This window comes from Vibrio sp. SBT000027 (genome assembly GCF_963894355.1).
Taxonomy (GTDB): domain Bacteria; phylum Pseudomonadota; class Gammaproteobacteria; order Enterobacterales; family Vibrionaceae; genus Vibrio; species Vibrio splendidus.
In genome coordinates this window covers 1,938,549-1,953,389 of sequence record NZ_CAWQGD010000001.1, presented here as the reverse complement: position 1 = coordinate 1,953,389, position 14,841 = coordinate 1,938,549, and the positions used below count along the sequence as shown (strand labels likewise).

Sequence of the window (14,841 nt, the reverse complement as noted above, 5' to 3'; positions counted from 1 at the left end):
GTCAAAGGCGTGACATTCTAAACGGATTACTTCCTATGCCGCCTGTTTTTCTAATGAGCCAGAAAAGCGCTTCTTGTAGCTGCGTAACATACTCAGGCTGAATATGGCTGTTACGGTTTCCGCGAACAGGATACTCGCCCAAATCCCTTGCTCTGGGAATAGCTTTGGTAAAATCATGATGCCCAAGGCGACGAACACAAAGCCGCGGCCAAGAGATATCAGTGTCGCTTGTTTTGGTTTAGCTGTTGCCTGAAACAGGTTGGCGATCACTAAGTTGATGCCCATCAGTGGTACAGCAAAGAAGAAGAACGTCAATGCAGTAGCTGACAGTGCAATCAAATCACTTGAATCACCCAAATAGAGGGCTGCGATTTGAGGCGCAAGCAGGTACACAATAACCATAAACACCAAGCCGCTACCAATTGCACATTTTAAACCTAAGCGAAAAATCGCTTCGATTCGGTTTGGCTGGTTGGCACCATGATTAAAGCTGATAATTGGCTGGCAGGCTTGAGCGATTCCGACCATCACAAACAAAGCGAATACCCCGATATTTGCCGTTAAGCCATAGGCGATAATATGATTCTCACCAAACTGATGCAGCAACACGTAGTTGAACAGCAAGATTGTCATCGCGGCGGTTACCTCAATAAAGAAGGTCGGTGTACCTATTTTTAGGATGCTTGGCAGTTTGTCCAAACCAATTCCTTTTAGGCTCAGTTCCAAGGTGCCTTGTTTACGTACAAAGTGGCTCAATAGAATACAAGCGATAACACCTTGCGCAATGGCTGTACCGTAGGCTGCCCCTTTCATACCCCAGCCCCACTTTAAGACGAAGAAGTAATCCAACACTAGATTGACCACAGCACCTATCGACATCGCGTAAGTCGCCAGTTTTGGGTTGGTGTCGTTACGAACAAAGCACGACATGACCCAAGCTAACGAGTACAACACAAAGAATGGCAGCATTACAGCCAGGTAATCGTGAGTCAGTTCAGCCATGTATCCAGAAGCGCCCATTAACGCAATCATGTCGTCTAGAAAATACAGAGCAATGCTGACTGAAATGGTGCTAAGCACGGCGGTACTGAGCATTGATTGGCTAAAGAGGGTTTGACCCGACGCTGAATTTCCTTTGCCAACTTCGATAGACATAAGCGCTGCACCGCCAATGCCAACCATCATCGCGATAGCGGTAAATATTGAGAAAGCAGGGATGGTCAAAGCGATAGCACCAAGCCCATCAGGGCCAACACCACGTCCGACGAACCATGCGTCTCCCATGATGAAGAGAGACTTGATCACCATGCCAGTTAGCGCTGGCCAAAGGTACTGATAAAAGGATTTAGATATAGGATCGGTTTTAAGGTTGATGGCCATTCGAGAGTGCTCCCAACAAGTTGGATGTAACCAAAGTGGATGAATTAAAGAGGGAGCATTATCCGAACTTAACTGGTCTCTAAAAAGGGATGATCTGCGTGTTATGTTGCACTATCTGCACATCGAGTTCGAAACTCTGCAGGTGACTCATTCATCTGGCCACGGTAAAAACGGCTGAAATAGGCGGGGTCTTCGAAGCCAAGTTCAAAGGCGATGGTTTTAATTGTCTTGGTCGAAAAAATCAATTCTCGGTTCGCTTCCAAGATGATTCGATCGTGGATCAATTGGGTGACCGTCTTACCTCGTTCAGCCTTCACGATCTCATTGATGCGCTTGTTAGTTATCGATAGCGCTTGCGCATAAAACTCACAATGTTTGTGGGTAGTGTAGTGTTGCTCAATCAAATCGACCACTTGGTTTACTCGGCTGTCGCGCACTTCGCCTTTCAATGATGATTGGCTGGCGAAACGTAATATGTAGCGCAAAAAGCTATTCATGAGGGACTCTACCAAATCCCAGTCGCTCTCTTCTCGTGCACACTCCTCTTTAATCATAGTGAAAATAGGCAGTAGGTAGCGGTTGCCTTCTTCACTGCAATCTAAGTAGGGAGGACGACTTTGATGCATGGCAAAAACGGTGTCGACCAGCTGTGTGTTGCGATGGTTGGTTTTGACAAAGCCTGGCGTAAACACCAGTAAACGAGCGCTTTCTCCCACTAGTTCAGATCGGTGAACCTGACCCGGAGCAATGGTAAAAATACGGCCGACCTTGTTGTCATAGTCTACAAAATCAATGCTCTGACTGCCTAAGCTATCTACGCACCACACCAACTCCCAGTATTCATGTCTGTGCGGTTCTAAGAATGCGTCGTCGCTGTTAGTCAGTTCCTCAACCCTACAAGGTTGACCTTTAATCAGGTGCATGTGTTTGATGGGAGTTCTCATGACATTCCTTGGTTGAAGACAGATGGTGCAGTTAAGACTAGAGTCGGTTGTTCTCAGCGCTTCTAATGTAGTCGATTGCGACTTTTAAGTCATTCGCTTGCCATTATCAATGAGTGATGGGCAGTGAAAGAATGGACGCGGTGAAATAGATAGGAGTGTGAGAGGGGAGTGAGGTAGAAGCTTAGATTTGAGTCGCTAAATAGAACCCTAGAAGCGCATTGCGGGCTTCTAGGGTAAATTCATAGAACTTAGTTGCTACTTACTGTTTTTAACGAAGAGCGTAGCTTGAAGATTCCCTTAGGTGCCTTGGTCAGCAAGATGCCACAAAGTAGAGGGAGCATCATAAGCAGAGACTGTTTAGATAGAACCTCACCATTGATGTAACAAGAGATCAGTAGTGCAACGACAGGGAAGATTAGGAAGCAGATAGATGCTTGGAACGGCGTCGAAACCTGTCCTAATTTGAAGTAAGCCACAATGCCGCCAACACTCGCCACAAAGCCTAGATAAACCACGGCTGAGATTGAATCCCAAGTGAAGGATTCAACATTCACGCTTTCACCCATCGCAGAAACTGCGAACAAGAATAGAGAGGCAATTAAGCTCGGTACGGCATTGTAGGTTAGAACTTCGATGCCTTTACAGTGCTTTTGAACTAAAACATACATCACTGCGTGAATGGCAACAGCAAGGCCTAAGCAAACCGTGCCAATAAGGTAGTCATCACCACCCATTTGCATTTCATTGCCAAGGATTAAACATAGGCTCACAACAGCTGTGACCAAACCAAAGATTTGATGTTTCGCCAATCGTAGACCTAAGAATAAACCCGACATCAGCATGACAGCGACTGGCATGTTGGCGAAGATGATCGACGCTAGACCAGAAGAGATGTATTGCTCACCATAGATCATCAAAGTGAACGGAATAGCAAAATACATCAGTGCCACAATAAGCAGCCATTGACGTTTACCTTTAGGGAAAAGCAAAGGTTGGTTGAAGATTTTTGCTAATACCGCAAGCAGAGGTGCTGCAAGTAAAAAACGTAACGCAGTGGCAAAAATAGGTGGGATAGAATGCAATGCCACTTCCATAGCGAACCAAGTGGTTCCCCAAATTAAGCAAACAGAGACAAAAAGCAAGATAGTTAGCGACTTCGAATTCATGGTGACTACTCATTAATAATTATTTTAAATCATAGGCTTGTGGCGCCTTAATGACGTGGCACAGTATAGAAAGGTAGTCGGAGAAAAGTTTTGCCTTTTTATCTCTAATTTGAGTTTTTCGTGGAAATTAAATCTCTAATGTGGTTGTTTTAAAGAAAATCATTTCATTTTAGATAGCTTAAACAAAGTCATTATTCTTTGTGAGGTTTAATGTTGGTCGATAAATCGCCAGTTTAGCGACGTATGGCAATTTGGTTGAAAGATATTAAGAATAAGATTCAGCGTGTTGTTTTAGGTGTTCAATAAAGGCGCGAATTCTGGCTGGCACCTGTAACCCATAATTATGTACGACATAGAAAGAGGCTTTAAGAACTTGATCTTTGGGCAAGATGTTTACCAATGTTCCTTTTTTCAGGTCTTCTTCAATTGCTTGTTTAGGTAAACAGGCAATCCCCAACCCATTTAAGGCCATCATGCGGATGGTCGGAACGCTATCTCCGATTCGACTTGCCCTGAATTGATACGTGCTTACTTTGCCCTTATTAATTTCAAAGCTTCTTTGGCTGTTGATTCCTTCCCACTGATTGGCAATGTAGTCATATTGGGAGAGGTCACTTGGCGTGATTGGCTGCGGTATTTGCGCCTTAGTAAGATAATCTGGGTGACAACACAGTACCTGATGAAGCTCTCCGAGCTTAATTGCACGAGACGTTGAATCAGGAAGAGCCCCAACAGTGACCGACAGGTCTATATATTTCTCGATAAGATCTACGCGCATATCGTTGGCCAATAGTTGAGGCTCGATACGAGGGTGGCTTTTCATAAACTCACACATTGCAGGTCCAATAAGATGTGTCATCAATGTGTGTGGGGATGTGATGGTGATAGTGCCTGCAAAATCAGAACAGGACTCGCGTACTTCTTCTTCCGCAAGCGACATTAATTTTCGCATTTCTAAGCATCGTTGATAAAAACGTTGTCCAGCGTCGGTTAAGGATTGGCGACGTGTTGTTCGAGTGAGTAATTTCACACCAAGGTGTTGCTCAAGCCCTTGTAAGTGATGGCTAACGACAGATTTTGAGAGATCTAGCTTATCAGCTGCTTTCGTTATGGAGCCCGATTCTACAATTTGGGCGAACACTTGCATGCGATGCAATTCGTTTTTCATGGTGGTTTATTGTCTTATTAAATCGAACTATATTTCAAATATTACTGTATTTATCTATTTTAACAAACAAGTAAGATTCTCCTCGTACCTTAACAAAATAAGAAAACGGAGAGAATGATGACTATTTTAGCGCAATTTACCTTGAGCCATACTGAAGATAAAACGGCAGAGATCGGTGAGTTTTTTAACGAAATATTGCCAGATACTCGTACTTTTAACGGCAACCTTTCTGCGGAGCTTTATCAAAAAGATTTGGCAGAAAATTCCTTGGTTTTATGTGAAGAATGGGAAAGTACCGCTCACTTTAATGAATACATTGCTTGGCGCAAAGATATTGGTGATTTTGACCGTTTAGGCGCGATGCTTACGGATATGCCAATTATCACCGTCATGTCAAAAATCGTCACAGCCTCTGAGGGGTAATGATGAATAAGATATGGAGCCCTTCTTCAGTACCCGCTCCAGCCGCTAATTATCATCAATGTGCGTTGATCCCCGCAGGTTCAACGCGGTTGCACATCGCTGGGCAACTAGGGATTGATAGCGAAGGGATGGTGGCTGAAAGTGCGGAACAACAGATTGTACTGGCTTGGAAAAATCTGAGAGGTGTGCTTCAGGCAAACCAAATGGATATCGAAGATTTAATCAGTGTAAGGCTGTACTTAGTCGACCGGAATGATATGTCTGACTATCAAGCCGCAAAGCAGCGACTGCCTTTCGATGTTGGTGGTCTCCCAACGACATTACTGTTTGTACAAGGGCTCTTTGACGAGCGATGGAAAGTTGAAATTGAGGCTGAAGCGGCGAAACTGATTTAAGTCGATCGCTGTATGCTCAATTGATACGAAAGACATGATATGAAGCAAAAAGCCCCTTTATTTAATCAGACTATAAAGGGGTGAGAGCTACCACACGAAACGGTAAACTAAAAACGTAGGTTGAAGCCTAACTCGACGATGCCATCAGAACGGGTACGGTCACTTGGACTAACGCGCTTTTGACCGAATGTATATTTCACATACGGTTCCACCCATTTGGGTTTCAGCGTAAAAGTGACGTCTTGGCTGTTGTAATAACCTTTTGACCCCGTTAATTGGCGGTCATGACTGAATGAATAAGCAAAGTTCATAAACTGTGTGGGAGAGTAACTGGTCCCAATGGTACTTTTCCATTCTCGGCTCGCATCACTTAAATCGAATAAAGGGAATTTTCGCCATTCATGGGATGTGTTACCAAATACCATTATGTTGTTGGTTAGAGCTGTTCCACTGAATAAGCCAACATCATAAATATCAAAAAAATCGGCACGACCATAGCTGATGAAAGCTTCTGTGTAGTAATCACCTAGCATTACGCCATAGCCTGTACCTAGTTCTAAATATCCTTCAGAATCTATTTCTGCACTGATGTTCACCTCTTCAGTTGCTTGAATTACGCCGGATACTGTACCTATCCAGTTGTCTCCAGCTTTAGCTGTTTGAAAACTTAAACTCGGATCGTGGTAGCTTAATGTTTGTAATTGATGGTCGTTTGCATATACGGTAAGGGGCATCAATAAAGTGAATAGTAGTCGTTTCATCGTGTTCTCAACTCTCAAATAAAAAGGAGCCGCTAATAAGCGGCTCCTTTGCTTTTATCTTTATTATTTTTTATTAGCTACGACTAGCGCGGTCTTTTACTGCTTGTTTAATTTGCTGACGTTGCTCTTGAGAAAGAGATTGAATCTTCGATTTTAGTTCAGCTTTCTGTACTGCACTTGAGCTATCTAATTCCGGTAGGTTGGTATCTGCTGCAGGAACGAATGTCCAAGAGCCGTCGCCTCGAAATATTTCAAGTTTGTTGCCGTTCTCACCTGTGATTGTAACCATGCGATCTTGAGGGTTAACGGCTGGGTTCAGTTCAACTTTCACTACACCATATGCTTCGCTTGAAACGTAAATTTTATTCACTTGGCCCTGCTTGTTGCGCTCGACATGGCCTAGCCCATTGCCGTTTGCATCGATAATGTGGTCAGCGTCGTTAATACTTGCAATAGTAATCCCATCTACAACTAGTTCACCACCAATCACCGCAATATCTTTACCGATTGGGTTTTCTACGTCATCGTAGATTGGCAGGTCAGGTGTGCCCGCTGGAATGAATGTCCAAGAGCCATCACCACGGAACAGTTCGAGTTTGTTACCATTTTCACCAGTGATAGTGATCATACGATCTTCTGGGTTTACTGCCGGGTTAAGTTCAATTATAACTTCGCCATAAACATTAGTTGATACGTAGATCTTGTTAACTTGTTCGTGATGATTGCGTTCAACGTAGCCAATCCCGTTGCCATCCGCGTCCACAATACGGTCTTGGTCATTGATGCTTGCAACAGTTTCACCGTTTACAATCAATTCACCGTCAATAACCGCAATATCTTTACCGATTGGGTTTTCTACGTCATCGTAGATTGGTAAATCAGGTGTACCTGAAGGGATAAACGTCCAAGAACCATCGCCACGGAAGATTTCAAGTTTATTACCGTTTTCGCCAGTGATGGTAACCATACGGTCTTGTGGGTTTACTGCAGGGTTCAGTTCAACTTGTACTGAACCATATGTATCTGTACTTACATATATATTGTTAACTTGACCATTTTTATTTCGCTCAACATGCCCAACCGCGTGACCATCAGCGTTAACGAGCCTATCGTTTCCATCGATGTAAGCTACAACTTCACCATCGACTTTAAGCTCTTCATCTACCACAATAATATCTTTTGCTACAGGAACACTTGGCTCTACAAATTCCGGGTTGTCCGGGTGCTCTGGCGAAACTTCGATAGGGTTGCTTGGAGTCATCTCAATAGGGTTCATTGGTGCTTCGCCGTCTTGACCACCGCTACCGTTACTTGAACCAGAAGAAGAACAACCCGCTAGGAAAGAGGCTGCGATAAGTGTGCTTAATAGTTTTAGTTTCATTGTTTACTCTCAAATATTGTATAGGAACAAAGGTTGCTTCTTGCAGTGTTATGTGGCGTTCCTAGCCGATGAGAGAAGTATAGGGATGGAACAAAAAAGCCTCTAATCCCTTAAAAGAATAGAGGCCTTAACGATCAGTTATTAATGAAACAGAGTAAAGAGGGTGATAACTACTGGTTATTATTGAGTTGGAGAACCAGTATTTTCTTAAGCCATAGTGTCATTGGACTATTTCTATTTTTATGGTGGTAATAAGCACAAACGGTTGGTTGATAATAATTACTATCAAACAATAACTTGATAGTTCTTAATGAGGTCTCTTGCTCAACTTCTAAGAATTTAGATGCTGGGAATAACATGTCTGAATTTTTGACGACATCAATAACTGCAGACGGCAATTCTGAACGGAAACCAATGTTTGCTTTCAATCCTTTTACTTTTAGTATTTTCTCCGCTTGTGATTGGTGTGAATTCCAATCAACCGCAATGACTGAAGCCAATTCAAAGTTAACTCCGTCTTTAACTTCCAAAGACTCTTTTTCGTATGGGTGATCTTTCCTGACATACCCTTTGAAAGTATCTTGTGCAATGGGCTTCTGCAGTAGCTCTTTAGGTGCGTGGTTGATCTCGTAGTTCAACCCGATGTGGACTTCATCATTAATAATGTCAGTCATGGTGGTACCAGACCAATTCAATAGCTGAATTTGCACTAATGGCGCTTCAGAACGAATGGCATTAAAGAGCTTGCTTGAAAGGGACGACAGCAAATATGGGGATAGTGCGACTTTTACCACCCCTTGTAGTTCGGCGGGGTTAAAATCATTGCTGTTATTAATGGCAAAAGAAAGTTCATCAAGTATTGGTGAAATGCTTTCCGCTAACATTGTCGCGTGATCAGTCGCGCGCAAGCCATGGTGTGTTTTTACAAACAGTTCATCGTCAAAATGGTCACGCAGCCTTTGTAGGGCTTTACTGACCGCTGGTTGAGATACAAAGAGACGTTCAGCTGCTTTTCGCATGTTTCGTTCTTGATGCAAGATGATAAAAGTGCGAAGAAGATTTAAGTCTAAGTTGGAGAAGAGATCTTTTGCCATATCGAACGCCTGAATTGATGATTGAATTCATAATAAGGTGTGCGTCGTTAGAGAACAAATAGATATCTTATATAGATGTGAAGTCGGTAAAATAAAACCCGCTCTGGGCGGTTTTTTGTATAGGTCGTGACTATTATGTAAATTCTACTGCGTAACAGGCTTAACTTGTTTGGTTTGTCTTACCGCAAGGATAAGTTGCGGTAGTAGTGACATCACGATCATGCCAGTCATTAGTGAGTATTGGACTGGAGTAAATGATTCACCCATTAACACCATACCGGTCACGATGCCTGCAACTGGGTTTGCAATACCACCGAAGGTGAAATCAACCACTGACATACGTTGTAGCAGCCACACATACATGCCATAACCCAGAGCTGTGTTTAGTCCAATCACCCACAATAGCCCCATAGCATTACGAGAATCGAAATGAGTGACAGCGTTAACATAAGGCTGCGGGTCGATGAACGCATGAACGCCAGATGCGACAGATAAAATCGTACCGCCTAGAATCAGCTGCCACGTTAATACTTTCCACCAGTGCATGCGATTACCCAGTGATTTGGTAATGCTGCTGCCGATAACGATACACATGATTGCCGCGAACATGGCACCTAAACCGATCGGGTTTAATGCGATCTGACTTGGATTAAACAATATCCACGCTAAGGTGATCAAGCCAATACCAGACAGGGCTTGAATCAGATGTGGGCGTTGCTTTTTCACTACCCAGTGGAAGATCATCGCGAACACCGGCACAGAGATCATACCCACGCCAGAGATCGCCGAAGGTAGCGTTAGCGCCATTACGAAGATCAAGCCAAAGAAGGTCGCAATATTGATAAGGCCCAATGTGAAAATGATCTGCCACTCGCCTTTTTTAGGCAGCGTTGGTTTTACCGCTAGCAATAACAAACCAGCAGGTAATGCACGCAAAGCACCCAATAATAATGGTGGCCACTCCTGTAGCGTAAATTGCGTCACTGCATAGGTTGTTCCCCAAAAGAATGCGGGGATCATTGCTAATAATATGTTCATCTGAAATATCTTTACGTTAAGATAACTATTGTGTGAACTGTATACTGAGAACTAGTGGTTGTAAAGTATCTTTATGTTAAACTAGTTTGAAGTAATCAGACTAATAACGGAGCGAGATCGCAAATGGATGCTATCGACCGCGTAGTAGAGCAATGGGCAAAGGAAAAGCCTGAGCTAGAAACTGAGCCTATGGCAATGATGGGCCGGATTATGCGTATTGCCAAGTATATGGAGACGCAAGTTGCCGAGCTTCATAAAAAATACGACATGAAGCTGGGTGAGTTTGATGTGCTGGCGACGTTGCGACGTTCTGGAAAGCCTTACCGACTGACTCCGTCAGAACTGATCGGGTCGATGATGCTGACATCAGGCGCGATGACCAATCGCCTTGATAAGCTAGAAGCCAAAGGGCTGATCAGTCGTGAGCACAGTAAAGAAGACAGGCGCAGCGTGAGTGTTCAGTTAACCAAAGATGGTCTCATTCTGATTGATCAAATGATGACCGAACATGTCGAAACGCAGAAAAAGCTCGTTAAATCACTGTCTACTAGTCAGAAGAAAAATACTAACCAGTTGCTTAAAACATGGCTGAGTGCTTACGAGTAATTGACTGGCTGGATCGGCTTGCTGAATTTATTGAACTGAGCTAACTCAAACTGATTTGAAAGCCGAAGTGATGAGCTTCGGTTTTTTTGTGTCTTCAATTTGGTGTCGTGTTATTTAGTATCGGTTAATTTGGGATCAGAATTGAGCCAGAAAACCGAACAAGTTCCATTGATGTAATTCAATATTTTAGGATATCCTATTCAAGACTTCCCGTTATCAATAGATGCCACCCATAAGTATATTTCTCGTATTCCCACAATACAGAGCTTACTGAAATGAAACTTAAAATAGCCCTTAGCGCAGCACTACTAGTGACTTCATTTGCATCTCATGCAGAATTGAAAATGTCGATCAACGAACAAACCAATGGCGTCGTCGTTACGGTTTATCAAGATGGAGAACGCGTCCCTAATGCTCAGGTCACCACCAATATTCGAGGGCAACAAGTGACAGAAACATCAGACAGAGGACAAGCATTTTTCTACAAGGGAAATATCCCGAGGGTGTACCGATTTGAAGCAACCACACCTCAAGGAGAGAGTGTCCAACAAAGTCGATTTATCGGACGAGATAAATAGACTTTTCGGAGTGCCCAGCTAGAAGCAAGTTAGTAAGTTTGAGCCGACGCTCTCCAGCACTTTTCTAACTTTTTCAAAGCGAGTGTTTTTGCTTTTCCCATGTTGCCTATTTGCCACGCCAGTACGATATCAACAGTTCTTGCGTGGCCAATTTCCACTAAACTTCCAGCTTCTAACTCGGATGTGATTAATTGCTTGGGTAGAGTACCGATACCAAGGTTACGTTGAATTGCCGTTAACTTACTGCTCATCGAACTTACCGTATTGGTTTTTTGGTTCAGTAAGATGTTTTTGGTAATTTTAGGCGCAGACTTAGCGGTATCGGCCACTGCGATGATCGTGTGTTCACGTCGTGTGGATTCACTGAGCGGATTTGGCTCGTTTAAAATGGGTGCATTTTTCGCGGCCACCCAGATCATTTCTACACGGCCGATGGCTTTACTGTTGACGGTATTCGGTAGCTCGATATTGGGCATCGATGAGATGAGAATATCCGCTTTTCCTGAGATTAATGCCTCCCAACCGCCCGACAATATATCCTCTTGGACGTACAGTTGCGTGCTGCACTCCGTTGCCATATCAGCGATTAATGACAACGCAATGTCTTGTCCGATAATGCCGTCATAAGAAACAAACAGTTCGCTTTCCCAACCACTTGAGAAACGTTGTATTTGGTTTATGAGTTCATCGGATCCCGCTAGTAACTGGCGACCATTTTCCACCAACATTTGTCCTACCTGAGTAAACACGGCTCTGTGTCCTGACCGATCTAAGATCAAGATGCCGAGTTCGTCTTCCAACTTTTGAATCTGATAACTCAATGCAGACACGGAGCGATTGAGGTGTGCAGAGGCTGACGAGTAAGTCCCTTCACGTTGTAGAACATCCAATATTTGTAAGGTGTCGAGCGGCAGTGTCTTCTTCAGAGTCTTCATAAAATCAATAAAATGAGGCAAGTGTTCAATGAATTTAAGGTAATGGTAACAGGATTGAAGCTGGTCAATCTTCGGATTTAGTCAGTAATTTGTATGCGAGTATGTCTACTAAAATTTCAAACAAGTTGTTCTATTTTTCTCGTTATCATCTTAATGCTAAGTCGAATAACCTATCGGCAATGAAACTTATCAAGGCTTAGAACTATGAACACTAGATTGAATGACACACTGACTTTTTTCGCTCGTATTTTATTGGCTTACTTGTTTATTCAAGCGGGTTGGGGAAAGCTATTTAGCTATGAAGGAACGGCGGGATACATGGCTTCTCAAGGAGTCAGCGCTTACTTATTACCTTTGGTTATCTTACTTGAACTTGGTGGTGGGCTTGCGATTCTAGCTGGGTTTATGACTCGCTTTACTGCGTTTTCGATTGCGTTTTTCTCTTTGGTTTCCGGTGTTATGTTTCACTTCGACTCAAGTTCATCGGGGCAAATGATTCACTTCTACAAAAACGTCTCTGTTGCTGGTGGGTATCTAGCGTTAGCGGTACTTGGCGCTGGATCGTTTAGTGTTGATTACTGGCTGTCTAACAAGTTGAAGGAAGACGCTAAATGGACGCGCTTAATGGCTTTTGTTCGTTAGTGTTTTTGTCCAATCGCAGTTTATTCGTTAGCGTTGTTGGCGCAGCTTATGAATAAAAAAACCGAAGCCTAATCGCTTCGGTTTTTTGTTGCTGAATCAAAATTTAAAGTAATGTTTTCAGTATGGTTTGTTTTAAATATGGTGCTAAGTGACGGACTAAGCTTGGAGCATCTCGTCACTGAATAGCTCAGCACAACCAATGCCGTTGATGGCGCAGCTTTCGTCGATGTCTGAGATATCACCGCTCACGCCGATAGCACCCAATACCGTTTTATCCTTATCTCGAATCAGTAGCCCCCCTGGCACTGGCACCATGTTTCCGTGTGCGAGCACGTTTACGGCGGAGATGAATGCTGGTCGGTTGTCAGCATCTTGGGCGAGTTTTCTAGAGGAACAGCCCAGTGCGAGTGCTCCCCATGCTTTAGCGATCGCGATGTCTGGTCGCATCATGCTAGAGCCGTCTTGACGTTGCAAAGAAATCAGCTTGCCACCGCTGTCTAAGACGGCGACCGTCAAAGGCTCAGTGTGGATTTTGTTTCCTGCTTGTAAGGTGCCATCAATGATGGTTAACGCTTGTTGTAGAGTCAAACTTCCCATGTTATCTCCTAGTTTTTCAAGGGGTTGTGTACCAAGCTAAGTCAGCCAATCATTACTCTTGTTGTGAATATCATCGACTGATTCATCTCGGTACAAGAGTCCTAACTGGACTCTTGTAACAGCCCATAGCTGGGTAAAGTTAGGAAGGCGGCGAACTCTTCGGCTGTAGAAAGTTGATAGAAAAGATCAGCTGTCTCTTCAAATCGACCTGCTGAATAGCGCGAGTCTCCGACTTCATGTTTTATCGTGTCTAACTCCTGGTAAAGCCAAGAGTGGAACAGTTGTTTGGTAAAGGTTTGGCCGTCATCAAGCGTGACGCCGTGGTGGATCCATTGCCAAATATTGGCTCTCGAGATCTCAGCGGTCGCCGCATCTTCCATAAGGCCGTAGATAGGTACACAGCCGTAGCCTTGAATCCAAGCTTCGATGTAATACAGCGCGATGCGGATATTTTTACGTACTCCTGCTTCGTCGCGGCTGCCTTCACAAGGTTTTAGCAACGAGTCTGCATTGATCACATGCTCTGGGCTTTGGAAGTCCATTTGGTTTACTTTGCCATCGAGGTGCTTATCAAAGATCGACATTGCCAAATCAACCAGTGCAGGGTGCGCGACCCATGTGCCATCGTGTCCGTTTTGAGATTCTCTCTGTTTGTCTTCAATTACTTTGGCAGTCACACGCGCCATCTCTTGTGGGTCTTTTGCTGGAATAAAGGCTGACATGCCACCCATTGCTAGTGCGCCGCGAGCATGACAAGTGCGTACTAACAGTTGGCTGTAGGCGTTAAGGAACTCTTGATCCATGCCGATCCCATGACGATCTGGCAGGATGCGGTCTTTATGGTTCTTCAGCGTTTTGATATAGCTGAAGATGTAATCCCAACGGCCACAGTTCATCGCTACGATATGATCACGCATTGCATACAAGATCTCTTCCATCTGGAACACGGCTGGTAGTGTCTCAATCAAAACCGTCGCGCGAATGGTGCCTTTGGGTACGTGGAAATAGTTTTCGGTGAAGCTGAAAATATCGTCCCACCATTGTGCTTCTTCCATGCTCTCAAGCTTGGGAATGTAGTAGTAAACCCCTAAACCTTGTTGTGCTCGTGATTGATAGTTGTGGAAAAAGTACAAGGCGAAGTCCATCAAGCAACCGCCGATAGGCTGATTGTTGAATTGAATGGACTGCTCAGGTAAATGAATACCACGTGGACGAGCGATCAGCAGTGCAGGATCGTCGTTTAATTGGTAACGCTTCTGCTTCTTCTCATCGAAATAGTTAATGGTGCCAAGGTTGGCGTCTCTTAGGTTGATTTGCCCTTCGACCATATTGGCCCAAGTAGGAGAAGACGCATCTTCAAAGCAGCACATGAAGACTTTCGCGCCTGAGTTTAGCGCGTTGATCACCATCTTTCTTTCGATAGGCCCGGTGATCTCTACGCGGCGATCCAGTAATTCTGGCGGCGGTGTTGCCACTTTCCATTCTTTATTCTGGCGAATGGAAATGGTGTCCTTTCTGAAATTGGGTAACTCACCCTCGTCATATTGAGCTTGTTTTACGTCGCGGTCACTTAGCAGGGCATGACGGCGAGCTCCAAACTTATTGACGAGAGCTTCTAAGAATTTTAATGCATCTTTAGACAAGATCTCTTTGTACTCGGAGTTGTCCATATTCCCGAGTACCTGCATACACTGCACTTCTTCTCTCTCTTTTACGTCATTCATCATTGTTGT

16 protein-coding genes are annotated in these 14,841 nt (G+C 44.0%); 5 read left to right on the top strand and 11 right to left on the bottom strand.

Annotation, left to right across the window (positions count from 1 at the left end; translation table 11 throughout):
• Positions 1 to 33: 33 nt before the first annotated feature.
• The 4 genes from AACU28_RS08365 to AACU28_RS08350 all read right to left on the bottom strand — a co-directional run bounded on the left by AACU28_RS08365 (position 34) and on the right by AACU28_RS08350 (position 4,658).
• Complete coding sequence (locus AACU28_RS08365) at positions 34 to 1,380, bottom strand: MATE family efflux transporter (RefSeq protein WP_102497077.1); 1,347 nt, start codon at positions 1,378 to 1,380, stop codon at positions 34 to 36.
• A gap of 101 nt (positions 1,381 to 1,481) precedes the next feature.
• On the bottom strand, positions 1,482 to 2,324 hold the full coding sequence (locus AACU28_RS08360) for a helix-turn-helix domain-containing protein (protein ID WP_121602763.1): 843 nt from the start codon (positions 2,322 to 2,324) through the stop codon (positions 1,482 to 1,484).
• 248 nt (positions 2,325 to 2,572) lie between these two features.
• Positions 2,573 to 3,490: a DMT family transporter gene (locus AACU28_RS08355; RefSeq protein ID WP_121602762.1), complete on the bottom strand. Its 918-nt coding sequence runs from the start codon at positions 3,488 to 3,490 to the stop codon at positions 2,573 to 2,575.
• 265 nt (positions 3,491 to 3,755) lie between these two features.
• Entirely contained in the window at positions 3,756 to 4,658 is a 903-nt protein-coding gene (locus tag AACU28_RS08350) for a LysR family transcriptional regulator (RefSeq protein ID WP_054546176.1), read from the bottom strand.
• Between the two features lie 114 nt (positions 4,659 to 4,772).
• Between AACU28_RS08350 and AACU28_RS08345 the strand changes: the two genes are divergently transcribed.
• Both AACU28_RS08345 and AACU28_RS08340 read left to right on the top strand, forming a co-directional pair.
• Complete coding sequence (locus AACU28_RS08345) at positions 4,773 to 5,081, top strand: putative quinol monooxygenase (protein WP_108195221.1); 309 nt, start codon at positions 4,773 to 4,775, stop codon at positions 5,079 to 5,081.
• Complete coding sequence (locus AACU28_RS08340; RefSeq protein ID WP_017096165.1) at positions 5,081 to 5,476, top strand: RidA family protein; 396 nt, start codon at positions 5,081 to 5,083, stop codon at positions 5,474 to 5,476. Before AACU28_RS08345 ends, AACU28_RS08340 begins: the two co-directional genes overlap by 1 nt.
• 107 nt (positions 5,477 to 5,583) lie before the next feature.
• On the opposite strand, the gene AACU28_RS08335 is transcribed toward AACU28_RS08340, so the two are convergent.
• The 4 genes from AACU28_RS08335 to AACU28_RS08320 all read right to left on the bottom strand — a co-directional run bounded on the left by AACU28_RS08335 (position 5,584) and on the right by AACU28_RS08320 (position 9,750).
• Positions 5,584 to 6,237, bottom strand: coding sequence for a hypothetical protein (locus AACU28_RS08335; protein WP_121602792.1), 654 nt, complete (start codon positions 6,235 to 6,237; stop codon positions 5,584 to 5,586).
• Positions 6,238 to 6,310: 73 nt separating this feature from the next.
• Positions 6,311 to 7,618 (bottom strand): hypothetical protein, encoded by a 1,308-nt coding sequence (locus AACU28_RS08330; RefSeq protein ID WP_259462637.1) that lies wholly within the window; start codon positions 7,616 to 7,618, stop codon positions 6,311 to 6,313.
• A gap of 170 nt (positions 7,619 to 7,788) precedes the next feature.
• Positions 7,789 to 8,712 carry a LysR family transcriptional regulator gene (locus AACU28_RS08325; RefSeq protein ID WP_076647319.1) on the bottom strand — a complete coding sequence of 308 codons (924 nt, stop codon included), beginning with the start codon at positions 8,710 to 8,712 and terminating at the stop codon, positions 7,789 to 7,791.
• Positions 8,713 to 8,856: 144 nt separating this feature from the next.
• Positions 8,857 to 9,750 carry a DMT family transporter gene (locus AACU28_RS08320; RefSeq protein ID WP_017083049.1) on the bottom strand — a complete coding sequence of 298 codons (894 nt, stop codon included), beginning with the start codon at positions 9,748 to 9,750 and terminating at the stop codon, positions 8,857 to 8,859.
• 123 nt (positions 9,751 to 9,873) lie between these two features.
• Here AACU28_RS08320 and AACU28_RS08315 point away from each other — a divergent pair, with 123 nt between their 5' ends.
• Both AACU28_RS08315 and AACU28_RS08310 read left to right on the top strand, forming a co-directional pair.
• Positions 9,874 to 10,356 carry a MarR family winged helix-turn-helix transcriptional regulator gene (locus tag AACU28_RS08315; RefSeq protein ID WP_004732835.1) on the top strand — a complete coding sequence of 161 codons (483 nt, stop codon included), beginning with the start codon at positions 9,874 to 9,876 and terminating at the stop codon, positions 10,354 to 10,356.
• Between the two features lie 275 nt (positions 10,357 to 10,631).
• Positions 10,632 to 10,934, top strand: a complete 303-nt coding sequence (locus tag AACU28_RS08310) for a hypothetical protein (protein WP_086714512.1) — start codon at positions 10,632 to 10,634, stop codon at positions 10,932 to 10,934.
• Positions 10,935 to 10,963: 29 nt separating this feature from the next.
• Here AACU28_RS08310 and AACU28_RS08305 read toward each other — a convergent pair whose 3' ends face one another.
• Positions 10,964 to 11,869: a LysR family transcriptional regulator gene (locus tag AACU28_RS08305; RefSeq protein ID WP_121602761.1), complete on the bottom strand. Its 906-nt coding sequence runs from the start codon at positions 11,867 to 11,869 to the stop codon at positions 10,964 to 10,966.
• A gap of 204 nt (positions 11,870 to 12,073) precedes the next feature.
• Here AACU28_RS08305 and AACU28_RS08300 point away from each other — a divergent pair, with 204 nt between their 5' ends.
• The gene (locus tag AACU28_RS08300; protein WP_121602760.1) at positions 12,074 to 12,511 is read left to right on the top strand and encodes a DoxX family protein; all 438 of its coding nucleotides are present in this window, start codon (positions 12,074 to 12,076) and stop codon (positions 12,509 to 12,511) included.
• A 156-nt stretch (positions 12,512 to 12,667) separates the two neighbouring features.
• On the opposite strand, the gene AACU28_RS08295 is transcribed toward AACU28_RS08300, so the two are convergent.
• The gene (locus tag AACU28_RS08295) at positions 12,668 to 13,108 is read right to left on the bottom strand and encodes a GlcG/HbpS family heme-binding protein (RefSeq protein ID WP_004732837.1); all 441 of its coding nucleotides are present in this window, start codon (positions 13,106 to 13,108) and stop codon (positions 12,668 to 12,670) included.
• 101 nt (positions 13,109 to 13,209) lie between these two features.
• Complete coding sequence (aceB, locus tag AACU28_RS08290) at positions 13,210 to 14,835, bottom strand: malate synthase A (RefSeq protein ID WP_121602759.1); 1,626 nt, start codon at positions 14,833 to 14,835, stop codon at positions 13,210 to 13,212.
• Positions 14,836 to 14,841: the final 6 nt, after the last annotated feature.